Origin of the sequence: Gemmobacter sp. (genome assembly GCF_046292685.1) — a bacterium.
In the GTDB taxonomy this organism is placed as follows: domain Bacteria; phylum Pseudomonadota; class Alphaproteobacteria; order Rhodobacterales; family Rhodobacteraceae; genus Wagnerdoeblera.
The window spans coordinates 1-23737 of the sequence record NZ_JBKBQM010000044.1; the positions used below are offsets into that span (position 1 = coordinate 1).

General features: G+C 68.7%; 22 protein-coding genes. 12 read left to right on the forward strand and 10 right to left on the reverse strand.

Annotated elements, in window-relative coordinates:
- Window positions 1-96: 96 nt before the first annotated feature.
- Entirely contained in the window at window positions 97-972 is an 876-nt protein-coding gene (locus ACK4S2_RS12040; protein ID WP_409624537.1) for a glutathione S-transferase, read from the forward strand.
- 46 nt (window positions 973-1018) lie between these two features.
- Complete coding sequence (locus ACK4S2_RS12045) at window positions 1019-2533, forward strand: YifB family Mg chelatase-like AAA ATPase (RefSeq protein WP_409624540.1); 1515 nt, start codon at window positions 1019-1021, stop codon at window positions 2531-2533.
- A 19-nt stretch (window positions 2534-2552) separates the two neighbouring features.
- On the opposite strand, the gene gshB is transcribed toward ACK4S2_RS12045, so the two are convergent.
- From gshB to rsmI, 3 genes are all read right to left on the reverse strand, one after another.
- Window positions 2553-3497, reverse strand: a complete 945-nt coding sequence (gene gshB / locus ACK4S2_RS12050) for a glutathione synthase (protein WP_409624543.1) — start codon at window positions 3495-3497, stop codon at window positions 2553-2555.
- Window positions 3498-3560: 63 nt separating this feature from the next.
- Window positions 3561-3911: a YraN family protein gene (locus tag ACK4S2_RS12055; RefSeq protein ID WP_409624546.1), complete on the reverse strand. Its 351-nt coding sequence runs from the start codon at window positions 3909-3911 to the stop codon at window positions 3561-3563.
- Window positions 3912-3914: 3 nt separating this feature from the next.
- On the reverse strand, window positions 3915-4805 hold the full coding sequence (gene rsmI / locus ACK4S2_RS12060) for a 16S rRNA (cytidine(1402)-2'-O)-methyltransferase (RefSeq protein ID WP_409624549.1): 891 nt from the start codon (window positions 4803-4805) through the stop codon (window positions 3915-3917).
- An 87-nt stretch (window positions 4806-4892) separates the two neighbouring features.
- Between rsmI and ACK4S2_RS12065 the strand changes: the two genes are divergently transcribed.
- From ACK4S2_RS12065 to murJ, 3 genes are read left to right on the forward strand one after another with little or no spacing between them, the layout of a single operon-like run.
- Window positions 4893-6068 carry a penicillin-binding protein activator gene (locus tag ACK4S2_RS12065; RefSeq protein WP_409624552.1) on the forward strand — a complete coding sequence of 392 codons (1176 nt, stop codon included), beginning with the start codon at window positions 4893-4895 and terminating at the stop codon, window positions 6066-6068.
- Window positions 6034-8847, forward strand: coding sequence for a [protein-PII] uridylyltransferase (locus tag ACK4S2_RS12070; protein ID WP_409624600.1), 2814 nt, complete (start codon window positions 6034-6036; stop codon window positions 8845-8847). Before ACK4S2_RS12065 ends, ACK4S2_RS12070 begins: the two co-directional genes overlap by 35 nt.
- Entirely contained in the window at window positions 8844-10388 is a 1545-nt protein-coding gene (murJ, locus tag ACK4S2_RS12075) for a murein biosynthesis integral membrane protein MurJ (protein WP_409624555.1), read from the forward strand. Before ACK4S2_RS12070 ends, murJ begins: the two co-directional genes overlap by 4 nt.
- A gap of 64 nt (window positions 10389-10452) precedes the next feature.
- On the opposite strand, the gene ACK4S2_RS12080 is transcribed toward murJ, so the two are convergent.
- The 3 genes from ACK4S2_RS12080 to ACK4S2_RS12090 form a co-directional block, all read right to left on the reverse strand.
- Window positions 10453-11826, reverse strand: a complete 1374-nt coding sequence (locus ACK4S2_RS12080) for an L-serine ammonia-lyase (RefSeq protein WP_409624559.1) — start codon at window positions 11824-11826, stop codon at window positions 10453-10455.
- A 335-nt stretch (window positions 11827-12161) separates the two neighbouring features.
- Window positions 12162-12833: a glutathione S-transferase family protein gene (locus ACK4S2_RS12085; RefSeq protein WP_409624562.1), complete on the reverse strand. Its 672-nt coding sequence runs from the start codon at window positions 12831-12833 to the stop codon at window positions 12162-12164.
- A 39-nt stretch (window positions 12834-12872) separates the two neighbouring features.
- The gene (locus tag ACK4S2_RS12090) at window positions 12873-15053 is read right to left on the reverse strand and encodes a transglycosylase domain-containing protein (RefSeq protein WP_409624565.1); all 2181 of its coding nucleotides are present in this window, start codon (window positions 15051-15053) and stop codon (window positions 12873-12875) included.
- Between the two features lie 263 nt (window positions 15054-15316).
- On the opposite strand from ACK4S2_RS12090, the gene ACK4S2_RS12095 reads away from it, so the two are divergent.
- The 3 genes from ACK4S2_RS12095 (at window position 15317) to ACK4S2_RS12105 (ending at window position 18967) form a co-directional block, all read left to right on the forward strand.
- Window positions 15317-15655, forward strand: a complete 339-nt coding sequence (locus tag ACK4S2_RS12095; protein WP_409624568.1) for a P-II family nitrogen regulator — start codon at window positions 15317-15319, stop codon at window positions 15653-15655.
- Window positions 15656-15681: 26 nt separating this feature from the next.
- Window positions 15682-17037 (forward strand): ammonium transporter, encoded by a 1356-nt coding sequence (locus ACK4S2_RS12100; protein ID WP_409624571.1) that lies wholly within the window; start codon window positions 15682-15684, stop codon window positions 17035-17037.
- Window positions 17038-17254: 217 nt separating this feature from the next.
- A complete protein-coding gene (locus ACK4S2_RS12105; protein WP_409624573.1) occupies window positions 17255-18967 on the forward strand; it encodes a bifunctional sulfate adenylyltransferase/adenylylsulfate kinase in 1713 nt (570 codons plus the stop codon).
- Window positions 18968-19141: 174 nt separating this feature from the next.
- On the opposite strand, the gene ACK4S2_RS12110 is transcribed toward ACK4S2_RS12105, so the two are convergent.
- Genes ACK4S2_RS12110 through ACK4S2_RS12120 form a run of 3 tightly spaced genes read right to left on the reverse strand, consistent with a single transcriptional unit; the run spans window position 19142 to window position 20978 of the window.
- Window positions 19142-20215, reverse strand: a complete 1074-nt coding sequence (locus ACK4S2_RS12110; RefSeq protein ID WP_409624576.1) for a 5-(carboxyamino)imidazole ribonucleotide synthase — start codon at window positions 20213-20215, stop codon at window positions 19142-19144.
- Window positions 20208-20699, reverse strand: coding sequence for a 5-(carboxyamino)imidazole ribonucleotide mutase (purE, locus tag ACK4S2_RS12115; protein ID WP_409624579.1), 492 nt, complete (start codon window positions 20697-20699; stop codon window positions 20208-20210). The genes ACK4S2_RS12110 and purE overlap by 8 nt, the downstream gene beginning before the upstream one ends.
- Window positions 20700-20759: 60 nt before the next feature.
- The gene (locus ACK4S2_RS12120) at window positions 20760-20978 is read right to left on the reverse strand and encodes a YdcH family protein (protein ID WP_409624582.1); all 219 of its coding nucleotides are present in this window, start codon (window positions 20976-20978) and stop codon (window positions 20760-20762) included.
- 177 nt (window positions 20979-21155) lie between these two features.
- On the opposite strand from ACK4S2_RS12120, the gene ACK4S2_RS12125 reads away from it, so the two are divergent.
- Together ACK4S2_RS12125 and ACK4S2_RS12130 are read left to right on the forward strand one after the other, a co-directional pair.
- Window positions 21156-21569 (forward strand): Hsp20 family protein, encoded by a 414-nt coding sequence (locus tag ACK4S2_RS12125; RefSeq protein ID WP_409624585.1) that lies wholly within the window; start codon window positions 21156-21158, stop codon window positions 21567-21569.
- A gap of 14 nt (window positions 21570-21583) precedes the next feature.
- Window positions 21584-21811 carry a DUF1150 family protein gene (locus tag ACK4S2_RS12130; protein ID WP_409624588.1) on the forward strand — a complete coding sequence of 76 codons (228 nt, stop codon included), beginning with the start codon at window positions 21584-21586 and terminating at the stop codon, window positions 21809-21811.
- Here ACK4S2_RS12130 and ACK4S2_RS12135 read toward each other — a convergent pair whose 3' ends face one another.
- Window positions 21812-22549 (reverse strand): esterase/lipase family protein, encoded by a 738-nt coding sequence (locus ACK4S2_RS12135; protein ID WP_409624591.1) that lies wholly within the window; start codon window positions 22547-22549, stop codon window positions 21812-21814.
- Between the two features lie 81 nt (window positions 22550-22630).
- Here ACK4S2_RS12135 and ACK4S2_RS12140 point away from each other — a divergent pair, with 81 nt between their 5' ends.
- Together ACK4S2_RS12140 and ACK4S2_RS12145 are read left to right on the forward strand one after the other, a co-directional pair.
- Entirely contained in the window at window positions 22631-23074 is a 444-nt protein-coding gene (locus ACK4S2_RS12140) for an NUDIX domain-containing protein (RefSeq protein WP_409624594.1), read from the forward strand.
- A gap of 95 nt (window positions 23075-23169) precedes the next feature.
- A complete protein-coding gene (locus ACK4S2_RS12145; protein ID WP_409624597.1) occupies window positions 23170-23619 on the forward strand; it encodes a DUF3429 domain-containing protein in 450 nt (149 codons plus the stop codon).
- Window positions 23620-23737: the final 118 nt, after the last annotated feature.

Consider the following 23737-nt stretch of genomic DNA (forward strand, 5'->3'; position numbering starts at 1 on the left):
CGCGTCGCACTGATGAACCGCTTCTCGGCTCTCGGAACGGCCGAGATCGTACGTGTCGCCTGACGATGGCGGGGAAAGGGGCATCATGCCTCAAGCGTGAGTTCTGCAACAACGCCCATCGGCGACCGCAGCTATTCCAGCTGGTCGCTGCGCGGCTGGCTGGTGTTCGATGCCTTCGGCCTGCCGGTGACCACGCAGCTGGGGCGGCTTTATTCCGACGACTTTTCCCGGCTGATGGTCGGCTTTGCCCCGGCGCGCACCGCCCCCGCCTTGCGCCTGCCCGAAGGCGTGGTCATTGCCGAAAGCCTTGCGATTGCCGAAGAAATCGCCAGCCGCCACCCCGAAGCCGGCCATTGGCCCGAAAACCCCGCCGCGCGCGCGGTGGCGCGGGCGCTGGCGGCCGAAATGCACGCCGGCTTCGGCGCGCTGCGCAGCCATTGCCCGATGAACCTGCGCGTCAGCTATACCGGATGCGAGCCGCCGCAAGCGGTGCTGGACGATCTGTTCCGGCTGGAAACGCTCTGGGCCTGGGCGCGCGCGGCGACGGGCGCCGGCGGCGACTGGTTGTGCGGCCCCTATTCGGTGGCGGATGCGTTCTTTGCCCCGGTTGCCACCCGGATTACCACCTACAACCTGCCGGTCGGCCCTGCCGCCGCGGCCTATGTTGCGGCGCATCTGGCGCACCCGTCGTTTCGCCGCTGGCGGGCGATGGGCATGGTCGATGGCGCCGACCAGACCTTCTACCGGCGCGATGACCCGACGCGCCCCTGGCCCGGCCCGGCCCCGATCCCGGCCCGCGCGACCGAAACCGGGGTGCCCGAAAACCCGCTTTGCCCCTGTTCGGGGCGTCCTGTCTCGCACCTGGCCAACATCGGTGGTCGGACCTGGGGGTTCTGCAATGCCTTCTGCCGCGACAAGACCGTGGCCGATGCCGGCGCCTGGCCGGACTTCATGGCCATTTACCATTCGTAAACACTTGGTCCTTACCCGTTAACCAATCGGGCAAGGAGCGGCGGGCATGGTGGCCAAGACCTTTACGGTGGCCTTCGAAGGGGTCGAGGCACGCCTGGTCGAGGTGCAATGCGCCGTGGTGCCGGGCATGCCGTCCTTCGGCATCGTCGGGCTGCCCGACAAGGCGGTGTCCGAGGCGCGCGAACGGGTCAAGGCGGCGCTGAACGCGCTGGCCATCGCGCTGCCGTCCAAGCGGGTGACCATCAACCTCTCACCCGCCGACATGCCCAAGGAAGGCTCGCACTTCGATCTGGCGGTGGCGGTGGCGCTGCTGGCCGAACTCGACGTCATCCCCCGCGAGGCGGCCGAAGCCGCGGTCGCCTTTGGCGAACTGGCGCTGGACGGCCGGCTTGTGCCGGTGCTGGGCGCCCTTCCGGCCGCTTTGGCCGCGGCCGAGGCGGAAAAGGCGCTGATCTGCCCGCGCGCCTGCGGGCCCGAAGCCGCCTGGGTCGGTGCCGCACAGGTGCTGGGCGCCGGAACGCTGAACGATGTGCTGCGCCACTTCACCGGTCAGATCGCCTTGCCCCCCGCGCGGGCCGGCGAAGTGTCGCTGCCCGCCTCGGCGCGCGACCTGCGCGATGTCAAGGGCCAGGAACGCGCCAAGCGCGCGCTGGAAATTGCCGCCGCCGGCCGGCACCACCTGGTCATGGTCGGCAGTCCCGGCTCGGGCAAGTCGATGCTGGCCGCGCGTCTGCCCGGCATCCTGCCGCCGCTCTCGCCGGTCGAGGCGCTGGAAACCAGCATGATCCATTCGTTGGCCGGGCTGCTCACCGAAGGCGGCATCTCGCGGGCGCGCCCCTTCCGCGAACCGCATCACACGGCTTCGATGGCCGCCATCATCGGCGGCGGTCGCGGGGCAAAACCGGGCGAGGTGTCGCTGGCCCACAACGGCGTGCTGTTTCTGGACGAACTGCCCGAATTCCCCCGCCCGGTGCTGGAAACCCTGCGCCAGCCGATCGAAACCGGGTCGGTGATGGTGGCCCGGGCCAATGCCCATGTGCGCTACCCTTGCCGCTTCCTGCTGGTCGCGGCCGCAAACCCCTGCCGGTGCGGCCACCTGGCCGATCCGGCCCGGGCCTGCTCGCGCGCGCCGATCTGCGGCGAAGACTACCTCGGCCGGATCTCGGGCCCGCTGATGGACCGGTTCGACCTGCGGCTAGAGGTGCCGCCGGTCGCCTTTTCGGACCTCGACCTGCCGCCCTCGGGCGATTCGTCGGCCACCGTGGCCGCCCGGGTGGCCGCTGCTCGCGCCTTGCAGGATCGTCGTTATGCCGCTCACCCCGAGATCCGGGTGAACGCCGATGCCGAAGGCGCCCTCCTGGAACAGGTGGCCACCCCCGACGCCGAAGGACGGGAGCTGCTCACCCGCGCCGCCACGCGCTTCGGCCTGTCGGCACGCGGGTATCATCGCGTGCTGCGGGTCGCCCGCACCATCGCCGACCTCGACGGGTCCGACCAGGTGCGCCGGCCCCACGTCGCCGAAGCCATCGGCTATCGGCTCGTTACCGGCGCCCGGGCCTGACCCGGCGCGCGCCCTCGCCTCAGCGCTGCCGCGCGCGGCGCGCCTCGACCGCGTCCCAGATCAATGCCGCGGCATTGGTGCCATCGAACCGCTCGAGCTCCTGGATGCCGGTGGGCGAGGTGACGTTGATCTCGGTCAGCCAGTCGCCGATGACGTCGATCCCGACGAACACCTGCCCCTTTTCGCGCAGAACCGGCCCGATCCGGGCGCAGATCTCGCGGTCACGCTCGGTCAGGCCGACCGGCTCCGGCCGCCCGCCGGCGTGCATGTTCGATCGCGTCTCGCCTTCCTGCGGAACGCGGTTGATGGCCCCCACCGGCTCGCCGTCCACGAGGATCACCCGCTTGTCGCCCTTCGACACTGCTGGCAGAAACTTCTGCACGATCATCGGCTCGCGGCTCATCCCGGTGAACATTTCGTAAAGCGACGAAAGGTTGCGGTCGTTGGCATCCAGCCGGAACACCCCCGCACCGCCATTGCCGTAAAGCGGCTTGAGGATGATGTCGCCGTGCCGATGCTTGAAATCGCGAATCGTCGCCAGATCGCGCGCGATGGTGGTGGGCGGCGTCAGGTCGGGAAAACGCAGCACCAGCAGTTTCTCCGGGCTGTTGCGCACCCAGAAGGGATCGTTCACCACCAGCGTCCGCGGATGGATCATCTCCAGAATGTGCGTGGTGGTGATGTAACCCATGTCGAACGGCGGATCCTGCCGCAACCAGACCACATCGAAGTCTGCCAGATCGACCTCGGTTTCGGCGCCGTAGGTCACATGGTCGCCCTTGACCCGCCGCAGATCCACCGGCCAGCCTCGCGCCGTGACCCGCCCCTCCGAATAGGCCAGCCGATCCGGCGTGTAGAAAAACAGCTCGTGCCCGCGCGCCTGCGCCTCGAGTCCGATCCGGAAGGTGCTGTCCGCATCGATGTTGACGGCCCCGATCGGGTCCATCTGCAAGGCCACCTTCATTTTCGCCCTCCGAGCTGCTCTCGGCCCTAGATGCCTCAGGCGCCGCGGCGATGCAAGGAAGGGTCAGGCATAGGCATTCTGCCGAATTTCGACGCGCCCCATTGAATCGACCAGCGCGACATCGAAACGCACATCGGTCAGGCCGCGTCGCGGCTCGCCTTCCAGAAACTCCTGCGCTGCGGCCCAGATCCGTTGCACCTGGCGCCACCCCAGCCGTTCGGCCGCCTTGGCGTGGGTGGCGGCCTTTTTCACCTCGACAAAGACGACCGTTTCGCCCTCGCGCGCGATCAGGTCGATTTCGCCCCACGTGCCACGCCAACGCCGCGCCGCAATCCGCTGCCCGGCCTCCTCGTAACGCCGCTCCACGGCCGCCTCTGCGGCCAGCCCGGACAGATACCCGACAATTCCAGCCATCGCCTACTCCCTTTCTGCCAGACGCAAGGCGAGTTGATAGACATCGCGCCGCGGCAATCCGAACCGTTCCGAAACCGCAGCTGCCACCTGTTTCAGGTGCGCCCCGGGTGCTGCAAGGGCTGCGCGCAGCGCCGTTTCCACATCGGCCGGGTTTGCGGCGGCTTCGCCGGGTCGATCGACCACGACCACGATTTCGCCTTTCGACTCCTGACCCGCGAATCGTTCGGCAAGCTCTGCCAGCGTTCCCCGCGACACCTCCTCGAATCGCTTGGTCAGTTCCCGGCACACGGCGCTTTCCCTTGATCCTCCCAGAGCATCCGACATTTCCCCTAACAATCGGCTAATGCGTTTCGGGCTTTCGTAGATCACGAGGGTCGCGGGCACCTCGGCCAGTTCCCTGAGCCATGCGGCGCGTGCGCCGGCTGCGGCCGGAGGAAACCCGGCAAACAGGAAGCGGTCGGTGGGCAGCCCGGCCACGCTCAGTGCCGCGAGCACGGCCGAGGGTCCCGGGGCGGCCAAAACCCGGTGACCGGCCTCGATGGCCGCGCGGGCCAGTTTCATGCCGGGGTCGGCCACCAGCGGCGTTCCGGCCTCGGAGGCGTAGGCCACCGACTTTCCTTCGGCCAGCGCGGCCAGGATCCGGGGGCGGGCGGTCTCGCCATTGTGATCGTGATAGGCGACCAGCGGGCGCCCCTGCAGCGCGATGCCGTGAATCTCCATCAGGTGCCGCAGGGTGCGGGTATCCTCGGCGGCCAGCACATCGGCGCCGGCCAGAATGTCCAGCGCGCGCAGGGTGATGTCGCGCGCAGCACCGATCGGGGTGGCCACCAGGTGCAGGCCCGGTTCTGGCCGGCGCGGGCCGGGGGCGTGAATCGGCGGATCGGCGTCTGTCATGGGATTCCCCTGCCCGAGGCAAGTTTACTTCGCGGCCTGAAACCCTTACCGTCCGCGAAGCGACCGCATCACCCCGGGAGAGTGAAGATGATTGCCGTTTTGCGTCGGGCCCGCAAGTCGTTGGGCCGCTTGGGTCTTGCTCTGGCCGCCCTTGCCCTTGCGGCTTGCGAGCCTGTCGGAACCGCCGGCCAGGGCCCCGCCATCGACCCCAACGCCCCGGTCGCCGTGGCGCTGATGGTGCCGGGCGCCTCGAGCTCGGCGACCGATCAGCTTCTGGCCCGTTCGCTGGAAAACGCAGCCCGCATGGCGATTGCCGACCTGGGCGGGGTGCGCATCGACCTCAGGGTCTACCAGACCGCAGGCCAGCCGGGGCCCGCGGGGGCCATCGCGCAGCGCGCCGTGTCCGACGGCGCGCGCATCATCCTTGGCCCGGTCTTTGCGCAGGAGGCCAACGCCGCAGGGGTCGCCGTGGCGGCCAATGGCGTCAACGTCCTGAGTTTTTCGAACAATGCCGACATCGCCGGCGCTAACGTCTTTGTCCTCGGCCCGACGTTCGAGAACACCGCCCGCCGCCTCGTGCGCTATGCCGCAAGCCAGGGCCAGCGCAAGGTGATGATCGTGCACGACCGTACCCCGGCCGGCGAGGCCGGACGCGCCGCCATCGCCCGCGCGGTGGCCGGGTCGGGTTCGACGCTGGCCTCGACCGTGGGGTACGAGTTTTCGCAGAACGGCGTGGTGCAGGCCGCACCGCAGATCGCCGCCACCGCCCGCGCCGTGGGCGCCGATGCGCTGTTCTTTACCGCCGATACGGCGGGGTCGCTGCCGCTCATCACCCAGATGCTGCGTGACCAGGGCGTCACACCGGCCATGGCGCGCTACCTCGGCCTGACCCGGTGGGATATTCCGCAAGCCACGCTGGCGCTGCCGGGCGTGCAGGGCGGCTGGTTCGCGCTGCCCGACCCGGTGACCTACCAGGCGTTCCAGTCGCGCTATCAGGCGACCTATGGCGAGGCGCCGCACCCCATCGCCGGCCTTGCCTATGACGGCATCGCAGCCATCGGTGCGCTGGTCCGCTCGGGGCGGGCCGATGCCCTGTCGCGCGAGGCGCTGACGCAATCCTCGGGCTTTGCCGGGGTCGGCGGCACGTTCCGGCTGCGCAGCGACGGCACCAACGAACGCGCCCTCGCCATCGCCGAGATCCGCAACAGACAGGTGGTCGTGATTGATCCTGCCCCCAGAAGCTTCGGCGGCGCCGGGTTCTGACCCGGCGCCCGCGCTGGTCCTGTCCGACGACACCGATTGCCCGGCCGACCTGCTGATCGACCTGCCCGCCTTGCGGGCAGCGATCGCGCGCGACCTCGCCGCGGCCCCCGAAGACGCCGACCCGCGCAGCCGCCGGGGCATTGCCGTGCGGCATCTCGCGGCAGCGCGCACCGTGGGCAACGACCGGCTCGCCGCCGCCTTTCTGGCCGCACCGCGGGCATCGCGGGCGCTGGTGCGCGCGCAATCGCTGTTGACCGACCTGCTGGTGACGGCGGCGGTCGAGGTGGCGACCACGCATCTGCACCCGCTGGCCACCCCGACCGAAGGCGAACGTCTGGCCGTGCTGGCCGTCGGCGGCTATGGCCGGGCCGAAATGGCCCCCCATTCGGATGTGGATCTGCTGTTCCTGACGCCGTGGAAGACGACGCCCTGGGCGGAAAGCGTCGTCGAATCCGTGCTCTACATGCTGTGGGACTTGCGGCTGAAGGTGGGCCACGCCACACGCAGCCTGAAGGATTGCCTGCGCCTTGCGCGCGAGGACATGACGATCCGCACCGCGCTTCTGGAAAAGCGCTTCATTACCGGCGATATCGCCTTGTCCGATACCCTGCGCCGCGATCTGCGCGCCGAACTGTTTGCCGGCACCGCCGCCGAGTTCATCGAGGCCAAGCTGGCCGAGCGCACCGACCGCCACCGCAAGCAAGGCGGCCAGCGCTATGTGCTGGAACCCAACGTCAAGGAAGGCAAGGGCGGCCTGCGCGACCTGCAGACGCTCTACTGGATCGGGAAATACCTGCACGGCACCGAAAGCGCTGCGGGCCTCGTGCATCACGGTCTGTTCTCGCCCGAGGAATATTACCGCTTTCGCCAGGCCGAGACCTTTCTCTGGGCGGTGCGGTGCCATCTGCACTATATTGCCGGGCGCGCGATGGACCAGCTGACCTTCGACCTTCAGGTCGAGGTGGCCGACCGCATGGGTTACGCCGATACCGAAGGCCGCCGCGCAGTGGAATACTTCATGCAGGATTATTTCCGCCACGCCACCCGCGTGGGCGAACTGACCCGCATCTTCCTGACCGCGCTGGAGGCACGCCACGTCAAGAAGGCCCCCTTGCTGGAAGGGCTGTTCGCCCGCCGCCGCAAGGTGCGCGCCGGCTACAAGGTGCTGCACAACCGCCTGACCGTGGCCGACCCGGATGCCTTCGTCGCCGACAAGCTGAACCTCTTGCGCCTGTTCGAGGAAGGCTTGCGCACCGGGCTGCTGATTCACCCCGACGCGATGCGCCTGGTGACCGCGAACCTGCACCTGATCGACGACGACATGCGCACCGACCCCGAGGCGCAGCGCATCTTTCTGGACCTGATGCTGAAACACGGCAACCCGGAACGCGCGCTGCGACGCATGAACGAACTGGGCGTGCTGTCGGCCTTCGTGCCGGAGTTCGAGCCGATCGTGGCGATGATGCAGTTCAACGTCTATCACCACTACACGGTGGACGAACACACCATCCAGTGCATCAGCGTGCTGGACCGGATCGAACGGGGCGAGCTGGTCGAGGAGTTGCCCTTGTCCTCGGCCATCCTCAAGGGCGGGGTGAACCGCAAGGTTCTGTATGTCGCGCTGCTGCTGCACGACATCGGCAAGGGCCGCCCCGAGGATCATTCCGTGCTGGGCGCGCTGATCGCGCGGCGGGTGGCCCCACGGCTGGGCCTGACGCCCGAGGAATCCGAGGCGGTGGAATGGCTGGTGCGCCACCACCTGCTGATGTCCGACGTGGCACAGAAACGCGACATCTCGGACCCGCGCACGGTGCGCGATTTCGCCCGCATGGTCGGCAGCCGCAAGCGGCTGGACCTGCTGACGGTGATGACGGTCTGCGACATCCGCGGCGTCGGCCCGACCACCTGGAACAACTGGAAGGCCATGCTGCTGCGCCGGCTTTACCACGACACCGCCGAGGCGCTGGACAACGGGCTGGAGGCCGTCAGCCGCTCGATGCGCGAGGACGAGGCCAAGCGCGCCTTGCGCGAGGCCCTGCCCGACTGGCCGCGCGCCGCGCTCAAGGCCGAGACCGACCGCCACTACGGCCCCTACTGGCAAGGCCTGCCGACCGAAACGCATGTGGTCTTTGCCCGCCTGCTGAACGGCATCGGCCCGGGCGAAGTGCGCATCGACCTGCACCCCGAGGATACCCGCGATGCCACCCGCGCCGCCTTCGTGCTGGAGGATCACCCCGGCATCTTCTCGCGCCTGGCCGGGGCACTGGCGCTGGTGGGGGCGAACGTGGTGGATGCGCGCACCTATACCTCCAAGGACGGCTACGCCACCGCCGTCTTCTGGGTGCAGGATGCCGACGGCCACCCCTACGAGGTCGCGCGCCTGCCCCGCCTGCGCAGCATGATCGAAAAGACCCTGAAAGGCGAGGTGGTGGCGCGCGAGGCGCTGAAGGATCGCGACAAGGTGAAAAAGCGCGAACGCGCCTTCCGCTTTCCCACCACCATCACCTTCGACAACGAAGGCTCCGACATCTACACCATCATCGAGGTCGATACCCGCGACCGGCCTGGCCTGCTCTATGACCTAACGCGCACGCTGGCGGGGGCGAACATCTATATCGCCAGCGCGGTGATCGCCACCTTCGGGGCGCAGGTGGTGGACACCTTCTATGTCAAGGACATGTTCGGGCTGAAGCTGCACACCAAGGCCAAGCAGGACTCGCTGGAACGCAAGCTGCGCCAGGCCATTGCCGAAGGCGCCGAACGGGCGCGGCAGGCATGAAGCCCATCCGCCTGATCCGTTCGGCCCTTGTGGTGGGCAGCTGGACGCTGCTGTCGCGCGGGGCGGGCTTTGCCCGCGATGTGATGATGGCGGCCTATCTGGGCGCCGGCCCGGTGGCCGAGGCGTTTCTCATCGCCTTTTCGCTGCCCAACATGTTCCGCCGCTTTTTCGCCGAAGGCGCCTTCAACATGGCCTTCGTGCCGATGTTCGCCAAGAAGCTCGAAGGCGGCGACGACCCGCAGCGCTTTGCCCGCGACGCCTTCAGCGGCATGACCTGGCTTTTGCTGGTGTTCTCCATCCTCGGCACGCTGGCGATGCCTTGGCTGGTCTGGGCGATGGCGGCGGGTTTCGCCGGCGACGAACGCTTTGACCTTGCGGTGCTGTTCGGGCGCATCGGGTTCAGCTACATCCTGTTCATCAGCCTGGTCGCGCTGTTGTCGGGGGTGCTCAACGCCTTCGGCCGCTTTACCGAAGCCAGTTTCGTGCCGGTGCTGATGAACCTGATGTTCATCGCCGCGATGCTGCTGGCCGACCGGTTCGGCTGGGACATGGGCCTGACGCTGGCCTGGACGGTGCCGCTGACCGGCATCGCGCAACTGACCTTCACCTGGTGGTCGGCGGCGCGGGTCGGTTTCGTGCTTTTGCCCGGCTGGCCCCGGCTGACGCCCGACCTGCGGCGGCTGGCGGTGATTGCCGCGCCGGCCATGCTGGCGGGTGGCGTGGTGCAGGTGAACCTGCTGGTCGGGCGCCAGGTCGCCAGCTTTACCGAAGGTGCGGTCGCCTGGCTTTCCTACGCCGACCGTCTGTATCAGTTGCCGCTGGGGGTGGTGGGCATCGCCATCGGCACGGTGCTGCTGCCCGACCTGTCGCGCCGGTTGCGGGCCGGCGACGGCGAAGGCGGGCGAGCCTCGCTGAACCGTGCCACGGAATTCGCGCTGGCGCTGACGCTGCCTTCGGCGGTGGCGCTGGTGGTGATCGCCTTGCCGCTGATCGACGTGTTGTTCGGGCGCGGCGAATTCGGCCCCGACGATGTGGCGAGCACCGCGCTGGCGCTGGCGATCTATGGCCTGGGCCTGCCGGCCTTCGTGTTGCAAAAGACGCTGCAACCGCTGTATTACGCCCGCGAGGACACGCGCCGCCCCTTCCTTTATGCGGTGGTGGCCATGATCGTGAATGCGGCCTTCGCCATCGGCCTGTTGCCGGTGATCGGCTTTGCCGCTGCGGCATTGGCCACCACGGTTTCGGGCTGGTTCATGCTGCTGCAACTGTGGCTCGGCACGCGCCGCATGGGCGTGGAAACCCGCGCGGACGACCGCTTGCGCCGGCGGTTCTGGCGCATCGCCGTGTCCTCGGCGGTGATGGGGGGCGTGCTCTGGGCCGTGCAGGTGGCGCTTGGCCCGGTGCTGGCGCTGCCCGGCTGGCGCTATACGGCGCTGGCGGCGCTGGTCGCCAGCGGCATCGTCGCCTATTTCGCCACCGGCTTTGCCATCGGCGCCTTTGCGCTGGCCGATTTCCGCACCGCCTTCCGCCGCAACCGCTGACCGCCGCGCCGCGGCCGCCCCCCCCCCGGGCGTGGCGCAACGGGGCGCCGCGCTCGCGTCCCGTTCAGCAGTTCGGCACGTTTACCGCCAGCCCGCCCAGCGAGGTTTCCTTGTATTTCTCGTGCATGTCGTGGCCGGTCTGGCGCATCGTCTCGATACAGGCATCGAGGCTGACCAGATGGACCCCGTCGCCGCGCAAGGCGAGGCTGGCCGCCGACACCGCCTTGATCGCCCCCAGCCCGTTCCGTTCGATGCAGGGCACCTGCACCAGCCCCTTCACCGGGTCGCAGGTCATGCCCAGGTGATGTTCCAGCGCGATTTCGGCGGCGTTTTCCACCTGCATCGGCGTGCCGCCCATCACGGCGCACAGCCCCGCCGCCGCCATCGCCGCGGCGCTGCCCACCTCGGCCTGGCATCCGCATTCCGCGCCCGAGATGCTGGCGTTATGCTTGCACAACCCCCCGATGGCCGCCGCCGTCAGCAGGAAATCCCCCACCTTCGCCGCCGAGGCGCCCGGCACATGGTCCAGCCAATACCGGATCACCGCCGGAACCACGCCGGCCGCACCGTTGGTCGGCGCCGTCACCACCTGGCCGCCGGCGGCGTTTTCCTCGTTCACCGCCATGGCATAAAGGCTCATCCAGTCGTTGATCGTATGCGGCGGGGTCAGGTTCAGCCCGCGTTCGGCGATCAGCGCCTGATGGATGCCGCGTGCCCGGCGGCGCACCTTCAGCCCCCCGGGCAGGATGCCTTCGGCCTGCATCCCGCGGTCGATGCAGGCGTTCATCACCTCCCATATGCGGGCAAGGCCGCGGTCCAGCTCGGCGGCCGGGCGCACGACCAGTTCGTTCGCGCGCTTCATCTGCGCCACCGACAGGCCCGAGCGCGCCGCCATTTCCAGCATCTGTGCCGCCGTCTCGAACGGGTAGGGCACGGCGACCTTCGCCTTGCCCGCCTCGCCCGCCTGCAATTCGGCTTCGGTCAGCACGAAGCCGCCGCCGATGGAATAATAGGTTTCCTGCAGGATCACGTCGCCTTGCGCGTCGAGGCCCCGCAGGATCATGCCGTTGGCGTGCCCCGGCAGCGCCGGGCCGTAATCGAACACCAGATCGCGCGCGGGGTCGAAGGCCAGCGCCCCCAGCCCCGGCACCTCGATCATGCGGGTTTCCCGGATCGCGGCCAAGGCCGCCTCGGCCTTGTCGTGGTCGTAGCTGTCGGGCAGAAAGCCCGCCAGCCCCAGGATCGTGGCGCGGTCGGTGGCGTGGCCCACCCCGGTAAAGGCCAGCGACCCGTGCAACGACGCGCGCAAGCCGTGAAAATGAAAGGGCGAGGCGCGCAGCGCCTCCAGAAACCGCGCCGCAGCGACCATCGGCCCCATCGTGTGGCTGGACGAGGGGCCGATCCCCACCTTGAACATCTCGAACACAGACAGGAACATCGCGCCTCTCCCCCGGTTTGGGGCAGATATGGCCCGGAACGCCGCCGCTGCCATGGCCGCAAGCGACATGCCGCGCGCAATCGCGCCATGGCCGGGGCCAGAACCGGGCCGACAGCACCTCGGCGCGGAACAACGGCGCGACATCCGGCGTGCCCCACAGGTTGCCCAGCTCGACCCGGGCCGGAAGGGTGAATCCGCCGAAGCGGCGGCTTTCCAGCCCGGGCCCGCAAGTTTGCCATCGTGCACCGGTCGTCGCGCAGGTCGGCGCGGCGCAGGGCCAGCCCCGCACCGACCGCCAGCGCCAGACCGGCCGCCGCCTTGATGCGCGTCAACCGTCAGGGCAAGCGGCGCACAGGCTGCGGATCGGCAAAAGGTCGCGGCCCAAGCCCTTCGGCCAGGGCGGCCGCAAGCGCCGCCGGGCGCGCCTCCAGCCGCCGGGCCAAGGCCTGCAACGCCGGGTAATCCTCGGCAAAAAACCAGCGCGGCGCCCCGGCGGTGTAAAGCGCGGCCCAGCGCATCGCCACCGCCACATAACAATCCAGCATCGATGGCGCCTCGGCGCCGAACCAGCGCCACCCCTGCCCTGCCAGATCGTCCAGCAGCCGGAAATGCCCTTGCAATCGGGCCCTGGTCGGTGCCTGCACCGCCGCCGGGTCGGTCGCATGGCGGGCCGGATGGAACTGCATCTTCAGGTCGGCATGCAGGGTGTTCGACAGGAAGAACAGCCATTTCAACCCGGCCCCGCGCTCTGCGTCGCCCGGCGGCGGCAGCATGCGGCCGGTCTGTTCGCTCAGCCACAGCAGGATGGCCGCCGTTTCCCAGATCGGCCCGTGCGGCGTTTCCAGCACCGGGATCAGCCCCTGGGGGTTCAAAGCCAGATAGGCGGCCGATTTCTGCGCCTCGGCACGGCGATCCACCAGCACCGCGCGCCAGGGCAGGCCCAGCTCCTCCAGCGCCAGCCGGACGATCAGCGAGGCATTGTCGGGCGCCCAGTGCAGCACCAGCATCGCAAGCCTTTCCGCCCCGCCGGGCCCACGCCGCCCCGTTTACCAGCGCCCGCCCAGAATGGTGCCCAGAACCTCGTTCAGGATCTTCTGCGCCAGATCGGGCTCCGGCCCCGGCGGGGGGGCATTCGGCCCTTGCGGCACGGCTTCGGAGGTGGCGCCCACGGAACTGCCGGCCGGTGCCGGCGGCAGGCGGGGTTCGGGCACCTTGGCGGGCAGCGGGCGGGCGGGCAGCCCTTCGTGAACGCGCAGCATGACCTCTTTCCAGATTTCGGCGGGCAGACCGCCGCCGGTGACCCCGGTCAGGGGTGTGTTGTCATCATAACCCAGCCAGACCCCGGCGACATAGTCCGCCGTGAATCCGACGAACCAGGCATCGCGTGCGGCCTGGGTGGTGCCGGTCTTGCCGGCGGCCTGCCGGCCAGGCAGCCGCGCCCGGGTGCCGGTGCCGCTTTCGATCACCTGCATCAGCATGTAGGTCAGATACCGCGCGGCATCCTCGCGGATCACCCTTTCGCCGATCCCGCCGGAGCGGGTGATCAGCGGCGTCTTCTCTCCGGTCAGGCGCAGGTCCAGCAGGCCATAAGGCGTCACGGCCGACCCGCCGTTCAGGATGCCGGCATAGGCCCCGGTCATCTCGACCAGCGTCGCCTCCGACACGCCCAGCGCCAGCGCGGGGCCTTGCGCCAGGTCCGAGACGATGCCGAATTCCTCGGCCACCTTGCGCACCGCATCGCGGCCCACCGCCTCGGACACGCGCACGGCCGGAATGTTCAGCGAATGCTTCAAGGCCTCGGTCAGCGTGACCACGCCCTTGAATTCCTTGGTATAGTTCTGCGGCGACCAAGGGCCTGAACCGGGTATGCGGATGGTCAGCGGGCTGTCCTCGACGAAATCCGCGGGCGACCAGCCCATGTCCAGTGCCGCGGCATAGACAAAGGGCTTGAACGCGCTGCCGGTCTGGCGCCGGGCCTGGGTGGCGCGGTTGAAGGCACCCGGTGCTGCCGGTTGCCGCCCGCCCACCATCGCGCGCACCGCCCCGTCGGAGGACATCACCACCACCGCCGCCTGCGCCCTGGATCCCTCGCGCACCCTGGTTTCGAACACATGGGACAGCGCGCTTTCGGCCGCGCGCTGCAGGTGCTGGTCCAGCGTGGTGTGGATGATGACATCCTCGGTCGTGCCGCGGCTCAGGAACCGCGGCACCGTTTCCATCACCCAGTCGGCAAAGTATCCGCCGGCGCGCTGGGTGGCGGCCGGCGACAGGGTGGCGGGGTTGGCCAGCGCCTCGGCCAGTTCGGCATCGGTCAGGTAGCCCTGGTCGTGCATCAGGCGCAGCACCACCGCCGCCCGGTCCTGCGCGCGCTTGAGGTTGCCCGTCGGCGCGTAATACGACGGCGCCACCAAGAGCCCCGCCAGCATCGCCGCCTGCGCCGGCGTCACCTTGGCGGCCGAGGTGCCGAAATACCGCTGCGCCGCCGCATCGAACCCGCGCGCGCCGGCACCCAGATAGGCCCGGTTGAGGTAGATCGTCAGGATCTCGTCCTTGGTATATTTCCACTCCATCGCAAAGGCAAAGGGCACTTCCTTCAGCTTGCGCGCGATCGAGCCGCGGCGGCAGTCGGCCTCGTAATCCGCTTCGGTCTTCCAGGTGGCGGCGTCGTAGGGCACGCCGAGGCAAAGCAGCTTGGCCACCTGCTGCGTCAGGGTCGAACCGCCGTTGCCCTGAAAGGCGCTGCGCCCTTCGGACAGGTTGATGCGGATCGCGCTGGCAATACCGCGCGGCGAGATGCCGAAATGGCGGTAGAACCGCTTGTCCTCGGTGGCGACGATGGCGTTGCGCAGATGGCGCGAGACGCTGTCGGCGCTGACCTGGGCAAAGGTTTCGCCCCGCCAGGCGAACACGTCGCCTTCCTGGTCCAGCATGGTCACCGACCCGCGCTGCCGCCCGTCCAGCAGCGAGGACAGTTCGGGCAACTGCTGGTGGAAATACCACGAGGTCGCCCCCACGATCAGCGCCAGCACCGCGGCCACCCGCCAGAGCGTGCCCCAGACCAGCCGCCAGACCCAGGCCACCAGCGCCGACAAAGCGCCGCTCAGCCCGCCGCGGCGCGGCGGCCGGGGTGCCTTGGCCGCGGGCTTGCGCGCGGGTGCCGCCTTGCGCGTGCCCCCGCCTCGCCGCGGTGCCACCAGCGGCGTCTTGCCTGATCCTCTTGCGCTCATCGTGCCTGTCCGCCCGTTCGGGCCTTTGCCTTGTTGGCGCCACAATACCCCGGAACAGACCGAAGGCGAAGCAGAAAGGCCAGCCGATTCGCATCTGGAGACCGCTCAATTTTTAGGCATCGCCTGCGATTTGTGCAAATCGGTTGTCTGATTGCAGTTTTTGCAGCTGCGAAACCTGCGGCCGTCGTTGTGCTGCGCCTGCAACCTGCCCTGTTCTGCCCTCAGAGGCCCGCGCGGGCCATCGCCAGAACAAGGGGGTCGACGTGAAACTCATCCTAGCAGCGATCAAGCCGTTCAAGCTCGAGGAGGTCCGCGAGGCGCTGACCGCCATCGGCGTGCGCGGCATGATGGTGACCGAAATCAAAGGCTTCGGCACCCAGTCCGGTCACACCGAAATCTACCGCGGCGCGGAATATGCGGTGAACTTCGTGCCCAAGGTCAAGCTGGAGCTCGTGGTCAGCGACAGCATGGCCGACCAGGTCGTCGACACCATCCGCCGCACCGCCACCACCGGCAAGATCGGCGACGGCAAGATCTTCGTTCTCGATGTCGAAGCCGCGGTGCGCGTGCGCACCGGCGAAACCGACGACAACGCGCTTTGAACCGCAGACAGGGGAAAATGACCCAGATGACGTTCCTTCGCAAACTTCCCGCCCTTGCGGCGCTGCCTGCGGTGGCCCTGGCCGCCCTGCCGGTCTGGGCGCAGGAAACCGCCGCCGCCGCCACCGAAGCCGCGGCCGAGGCACCCGCCTTTGCCGGCGCCGTGGAAACCGCCTTCATCTTCAACACCCTGCTGTTCCTGATCGGCGGGTTCCTGGTGTTCTGGATGGCGGCCGGCTTTGCCATGCTCGAGGCCGGGCTGGTGCGTTCCAAGAACGTGACCATGCAGCTGACCAAGAACATCGCGCTGTTTTCCATTGCCGGCATCATGTATTGGGCCATCGGCTACAACCTGATGTATCCCGGCGACGGCTGGACGATTTCGGGCTATGTCGGCACGCTGTTCTCGCCCAAGGACATCGGCGGCGACCCCGACCTTGCCACCGGGTATTCCGCCGGGTCGGACTTCTTCTTCCAGCTGATGTTCTGCGCCACCACCGCCTCCATCGTCTCGGGCACCCTGGCCGAGCGGATCAAGCTGTGGCCCTTCCTGATCTTCACCGTGATCCTCACCGCCTTCATCTACCCGATCGAGGCGTCCTGGCAGTGGGGCGGCGGCTGGCTGAAGGAAGCCGGGTTCTCGGACTTCGCCGGCTCCACTCTGGTGCACGCGGCGGGCGGATTTGCGGCGCTGGCCGGGGCGGTGATCCTGGGGCCGCGCATGGGCAAGTTCGGCAAGGACGGTCGGGTGCACCCGATGCCGGGTTCCAACCTTGCGCTGGCGACGCTGGGCACCTTCATCCTGTGGCTGGGCTGGTTCGGCTTCAACGGCGCCTCGCAGCTGGCGATGGGCACGGCGGCGGATGCCAACGCGATTTCGGTGATCTTCGCCAACACCAACATGGCCGCCGCTTCCGGTGCCGTCGCCGCCCTGATCCTGACCCAGGTGCTCTACAAGAAGATCGACCTGACGATGGTGCTCAACGGCGCGCTGGCCGGCCTTGTCTCGATCACCGCCGGCCCGCTGGACCCCACGCTGTTCGGCGCGCTGTGGATCGGCGCCGTGGGCGGCATCATCGTGGTCTTCGCCGTGCCTTTCCTCGACAAGCTGAAGATCGACGATGTGGTCGGCGCCATTCCGGTGCACCTGATGGCCGGCTTCTGGGGCACGATGGCGGTGCCGTTCTACACCGCCGACGCCTCGTTCGCCATGCAGTTCATCGGCTTTGCCGCCATCGGCATCTTCGTCACCGTGGTCTCGGCCGTGGTCTGGCTGATCCTCAAGGCCACGATGGGCCTGCGCCCCAGCCAGGAAGACGAGATGGCCGGCCTCGACAAGGCAGAGCTGGGTCTCGAAGCCTACCCCGAGTTCGTCAAGGGCTGATCTCCTCCTCCCTCGTGTCTGCCCTGCGGGCGCCCGGACCCATCGGTCCGGGCGTTCTGCTGCAAGCCGGCCGCCATCGGCCCCAAAGCGGTGCTTTTTCGCCGTCCGCCGCGAAAAACCGCCTTTCCGGCTTGAAATCCGGTGGCACCCGGGTCTATGGCGCCCCTGCATGGCGCAGCGCGCCGAAACGCATTTTCCGAAGAAAGCCGAGTCTCCCATGACCATGCCCAATACCACGCCGATCCCCGAGCTTTACGTTTCGGCCGAATCCGCCCAGAAGCTGAAAGTCGAGGCAGGCAACCTGCTGTCGTGGGATCTGACGCCGCGCCAGATCTGCGATCTGGAGCTCTTGATGAACGGCGGCTTCAACCCGCTGAAGGGCTTTCTGAGCGAGGCGGATTACGACAGCGTCGTGGACACCATGCGCCTGGCCGACGGCACGCTGTGGCCCATGCCGATCACGCTGGACGTGAGCCAGGCCTTTGCCGACAAGATCGAACCGGGCACCGACATCGCGCTGCGCGACCAGGAAGGCGTGATCCTGGCCATCATGTCGGTGTCGGACAAATGGGTGCCGAACAAGGTGCGCGAGGCCGAAAAGGTGTTCGGCTACGGCGCCAACGATCTGGCGCACCCGGCCATCAACTACCTGCACAACGTGGCGGGCCCGGTCTATCTGGGCGGCCCGGTCACCGGCATCCAGCAGCCCGTGCACTACGATTTCAAGGCCCGCCGCGACACGCCGAACGAATTGCGCGCCTTCTTCCGCAAGCTGGGCTGGCGCAAGGTCGTGGCCTTCCAGACCCGCAACCCGCTGCACCGCGCGCACCAGGAACTGACCTTCCGCGCCGCGCGCGAGGCAGAAGCCAACCTGCTGATCCACCCCGTGGTCGGCATGACCAAGCCGGGCGACGTGGACCATTTCACCCGCGTGCGCTGCTATGAGGCGGTGCTGGACCAGTACCCGGCCTCGACCACGCACATGTCGCTGCTGAACCTGGCCATGCGCATGGCCGGCCCGCGCGAGGCGGTCTGGCACGGCCTGATCCGCAAGAACCACGGCGTGACGCACTTCATCGTCGGCCGCGACCATGCCGGCCCCGGCAAGAACAGCCAGGGCAAGGATTTCTACGGCCCCTACGACGCGCAGGACCTGTTCAAGCAGCACGAAGCCGAGATCGGCGTGACCATGGTGGACTTCAAGCACATGGTCTACGTGCAGGAAAAGGCGCAGTATTACCCGGCGAACGAGGTGCCCGAAGGCTGCACCGTGCTGGACATCTCGGGCACCGAACTGCGCCGCCGCCTGCGCGAGGGGCTGGATATCCCCGAATGGTTCAGCTTCCCGCAGGTGGTGGCCGAATTGCGCCGCACCTCGCCGCCGCGCGCCAAGCAGGGCTTCACCGTATTCTTCACCGGGCTCTCGGGCTCGGGCAAGTCCACCATTGCCAACGCGCTGATGGTCAAGCTGATGGAAATGGGCGGCCGCCCGGTGACGCTCTTGGACGGCGACGTGGTGCGCAAGCACCTGTCGTCGGAACTGGGCTTTTCCAAGGAACACCGCGACATCAACATCAAGCGCATCGGCTATGTCGCGTCGGAGATCACCAAGAACGGCGGCATCGCCATCTGCGCCCCCATCGCGCCTTACACCGCCACCCGCCGCGCCGTGCGCGAGATGATCGAGGCTTACGGCGCCTTCATCGAGGTGCATGTGGCGACCTCGGTCGAGGAATGCGAAAAGCGCGACCGCAAGGGCCTCTACAAGCTGGCACGCGAAGGCAAGATCAAGGAGTTCACCGGCATCTCCGACCCCTACGAGGCGCCGGAAAACCCCGAACTGCGGCTGGATACCGAAGGGTTGGACGTGGATTACTGCGCCCAGCAGGTCATCCTGAAGCTGGAATCGATGGGCCTCATCAAGGCCTGATCCGGCACGCACCGACCGAACGGCGCCATCTGCAAGGGTGGCGCCTTTTGCTTGGCCGCGGCATGCCTGCGTCGGAGAGCGGGGGAAAGGGGGCGCTCGCGCCCCCTCTGCGCCGCGGGCGCGGCGCATTCACCCCCCGAGGATATTTGGATCAAGGTGAAAGGGGCAGGCCGCTCAGGCGCGGGGCTTCACCCGGTTGATGTGCCCCATCTTGCGCCCGGGGCGCGGCGCGCCCTTGCCGTAGAGGTGAATCGCCACGCCGCTTTCGCGCGCAAGGTCGGGCACGCGGTGCACATCGTCGCCGATCAGGTTTTCCATCACCACGTCGGAATGCCGGCTGCCGTCGCCCAGCGGCCAGCCGGCGACCGCGCGGATGTGCTGTTCGAACTGGTCCACGGCGCAGCCCTGTTGCGTCCAGTGGCCCGAATTGTGCACCCGCGGCGCGATCTCGTTGACCAGCAGCCCTTGCGGGGTCACGAACAGCTCTACCCCCAGCACGCCGACGTAATCCAGCGCGTTCAGGATGCGCGCCGCGATCAGCACCGCATCGGTGCGCTGGCGGGCCGACAGGCGCGCCGGCACCGTGGTGGTGCGCAGGATGCCGGCCTGGTGCACGTTCTCGCCGGGGTCGAAGGCGGCCACCTGCCCATCGGCGCCGCGCGCGGCGATGACCGAAACCTCGGCCGAGAACGGCACGAAGCCTTCGAGCACCGCGGGTTGCCCGGCCATCGCGGCCAGCGCCGCCGGCGCATCCTCGGGCGCGAGGATGCGGGCCTGGCCCTTGCCGTCATAGCCCAGCCGGTTGGTTTTCAGGATCGCCGGGGTGCCGATGGCGGCCAGCGCCGCCGCCAGCCCTGCGGCATCGTCCACCGGCGCCCAGGGCGCGGTGGCCAGCCCCAGCCCGTTGAGGAAGCTCTTTTCCGCCACCCGGTCCTGGCTGACGGCCAGCGCCCGCCGGCCGGGCCGGATCGGGCGCAGGGTTTCCAAGAGGTCGAGTGCTGCGGTGGGAATGTTCTCGAACTCGTAGGTGATGACATCCACCCCGGCGGCAAAGGCGCGCAAGGCGGCTTCGTCCTCGTAGGCCGCGGTGGTGACGGCATGGGCCACATCGCCCGCCGGCGGGTTGGCGCCCGGCTCATAGACATGGCAGCGGAACCCGAGACGCGAGGCCGCGACCGACAGCATCCGGCCCAGCTGGCCGCCGCCCAGAATGCCGATGGTCGCGCCGGGGGCAAGCGGATCAGTCATCCTGCGGCTCCTCGGGGACGGAGGCGGACAGCGCCTCGCGCCAGGCGTCCAGCCGGGCGGCCAGCGCGGGGTCGTTCAGCGCGAGGATCCCGGCCGCCATCAGCCCGGCATTGGCCGCGCCCGCCGCCCCGATGGCCATGGTGGCCACCGGAAAGCCCTTGGGCATCTGGACGATGGAATACAGGCTGTCCACCCCCGACAAGGCGCGGGTCTGCACCGGCACGCCGATCACCGGCACCCGGGTTTTCGACGCCATCATGCCGGGCAGATGCGCCGCCCCGCCGGCCCCGGCGATGATGACCTTCAGCCCGCGCTGCACGGCCGTCTTGCCATAGCTCCACAGCCGGTCGGGCGTGCGATGCGCCGAAACGATGCGCGCCTCGTAGGCCACCCCGAGTTCGTCGAGGATCGCCGCCGCTTCCTTCATCGTGGGCCAGTCCGACTGGCTGCCCATGATGATGCCAACATCCACCGTTCCGCCCATCTGCGCCCCCTGGCTTGCCATGCGCGCAGTAGCCCGCAAGGGCCGCGCGGTCAACGCGGGTCAGGCGATGATGTCGGGGATCAGGCGATCTTCCAGGCGGGCGATCTGGTCTTTCAGCGCAAGCTTCTGCTTCTTGAGCCGCCGCAACGTCAGCTGGTCGCCGCGCCCCGAGGCTTCGAGCGCATGGATGGCCTCGTCGAGGTCGCGGTGTTCGCGGCGCATCACCTCGATCCGGATGCGGATCACGTCTTCGCTGTTCAGTTCGGTGGGGGCGTTCATCGCTGGCTTCTTGGGTCCGAGTCGTGGGCTACCGTCGCAGCAGTATAGCGATTCGCGGCGTCGCGGGGAAGAATTCCGGGGGGCTTGCCGCGGGCGCGCGGCTTTCCCATATTGCTCGTGCAGGCGCCCGGATGGCGGGGCCTGCCGGACATGTCGCTTGCAACAAGGGCATCGCGGATGACAAAAGGCAGCTTCGGGGGGCACCCCTTTCTTCTGGGGTTCGAACAGCTGGAACGGCTGGTCGAACGCACCGCCAAGGCGGGTGCCGATGGCTACCCGCCCTACAACATCGAACGTCTGGGCGAAAACGACTATCGCATCACGCTGGCCGTGGCGGGGTTCCGCGACGGCGAGTTGCAGATCACGGTCGAGGATCGGCAACTGGTGATCCGCGGCCGCCAGGACGATGGCGAGGAAACCCGCGTCTTCCTGCATCGCGGCATCGCGGCCCGGCAGTTCCAGCGCAGCTTCGTGCTGGCCGACGGGGTCGAGGTGGCCGGGGCCCGGCTGGAAAACGGCCTGCTGCACGTCGACCTGCGCCGCGTGGTGCCCGAACCCGTTGTGCAGACCATCCGCATCGTCAGTGTCTGAGAGAGGAGATCCCCATGGACACGCCTTTCGACTTCGGCCCCGAAACCGGCGACCGCATCGTCTATGTCCGCCCGGTTCCGGTTTCCGAACTGCCCGAGCCCCTGCGCGCCCAGGCCGAGGGGCTGGAAACCATTTATGCCGTGCATCGCACCGATGGCGAGCGGCTGGCCCTGGTGCGCGACCGCCGGCTGGCCTTTGCGCTGGCGCGCCAGCACGACTTTGCCCCGGTGAACGCCCACTGATCAGGGCGCAAGGCGGCGGGCGGCCTCGGCCAGGTCGATGGTCGGGTCGAAGCGGCCATGCGCCAGGAATTCCAGCACCTGGGCGATCACCAGCGGCGAATTCATCAGGAAGGTGTGGGTGACCGGCAGGGTGATGTGGTCGGCCATGCCATAGACCCGGGTGCTTTCGACCGAGACCTTGCCATCGTCGGCGCCCTGGATGATGGCCGAGGAAATCGGGTTCAGCGAGCGGTCGCCGGCGACTACCCCCAGCGGGAAATCCACCGGCGGCAGGCTGCGCGGCACCGAGGCCACGCCGGTGCCCAGCTGGAGCCCTGCCGGGCCGTTCACCCATTCGAACGCCCCCATCGTGCCCAGCGCGTCCACCAGCTCGGAGCCCTTGTTGGGCGGCGCCAGCATCACCACGCGGCCGAGGTTGGGCAGCCGGTGTTCCAGCAGCCAGAGCCGCAGCAGGATGCCGCCCATCGAATGCGTCACGAAATGGATCGCGCTGCCATCCTGCGGGCATTCGGCCACTGCGGGGCCGACGTGGGCTTCGGCCAGTTCGTCCACCGGCGCGCTTTTCGAGGGGTAGCCGCGGTTGACGACAGTGTAGCCCTTGGAGTCCAGCGCGGCCTGCATGACCAGCAGCGAGGCTTCGGTGCGGGCCAGCCCGTGCAGCAGCACCACGCAATCGGCGCGGGCGGGGGCGGCGGCCGGCAGCAGCAGCGCGGCGAGGATCGGCAGAAGGGTCTTCATGCGGCGCGACCTTGGGGGCAAGGTCGTGGCGGCGCAAGTCCGGGCTGGACATTTCCGCGTGAGAGGCGCCAGAAATCGGGCATGAAACCGCGCTCTCCCCGCCTTGCCGCCCGGGCCGTGATCCTGCATCAGGACCGGCTGCTGATCGTGAACGCCTGGCCCGCCCACACGTCCGACTTGTGGTGCGCGCCGGGGGGCGGGGTGCATGCCGGGCAGTCGCTGCCCGAGAACCTGGCGCGCGAGGTGCACGAGGAATGCGGCCTGACGGTCGAGGTGGGGGCGCCTTGTCTGGTCAACGAATTCCACGACCCGGCCAGCGGGTTTCACCAGGTGGACATCTATTTCCGCTGCACGATCCGGGGCGCCATTCCCGACCGCTGGACCGACCCCGAAGGCATCGTGACCGAGCGGCGCTTTGTCACGCAGGCCGAGTTGGCGGGGCTGCGCCACAAGCCCGACAGCCCGGCCGCCGCAGCCTGGGGCGAGGGGATCCTTTACGACCCGCTGGAGGTGATCGTGCGCTGAGCCCGGCGCCGCCTTCGCCTCCCCCCTTGCCGCCGCCCGCCGCCGCCCCAGATGGCGCGCCACATGCCTGACCCCCCTTCGGAGCCCGACCGACCATGACCCCCGTTCCCCGTTCCGCGCTGATCCTGGGCCTTGCCGGGCTGATCCCCTTTGCCTGGGGCGGGGTGACGGTGCTGGTGCCGGCGTTGGCCGACTGGTCGGCGGCGACGCTGGGGGGGCGGTTCACCGGGCCTTATGTCGGGCTGGCCTATGGAACGGTGATCCTGGCCTTCATGTCGGGGGTGCTGTGGGGGTTCGCCACCCGGGCCGAGGGGGCCGAGGCGGCGCAGGGCTATGGGCTGAGCGTCATTCCGGCGCTCTGGGCGTTTTTCATGGTGGGGGGCGGGCCGGTTTCGGCGGCGATCAACCTGATGGCGGGCTTTGTGGGGCTGCTGGCGCTGGACTGGCATTTCTGGCGCGCGGGGCTGGCGCCGGACTGGTGGATGCGGCTGCGGGCAGGGCTGACGGCCGGGGTGCTGGCCAGCCTCGCGCCGATCGCGGTCTAGCAGGCTGCTGAAGAAGTCAGCCCTCGACCCGGAGTTAGGAACATGTTTCACCCTTTGCACGACAACGGTGGGGGTGATGATGCGCGGGACGGACGAGACGAGCGGGTCGCTGTTCAGC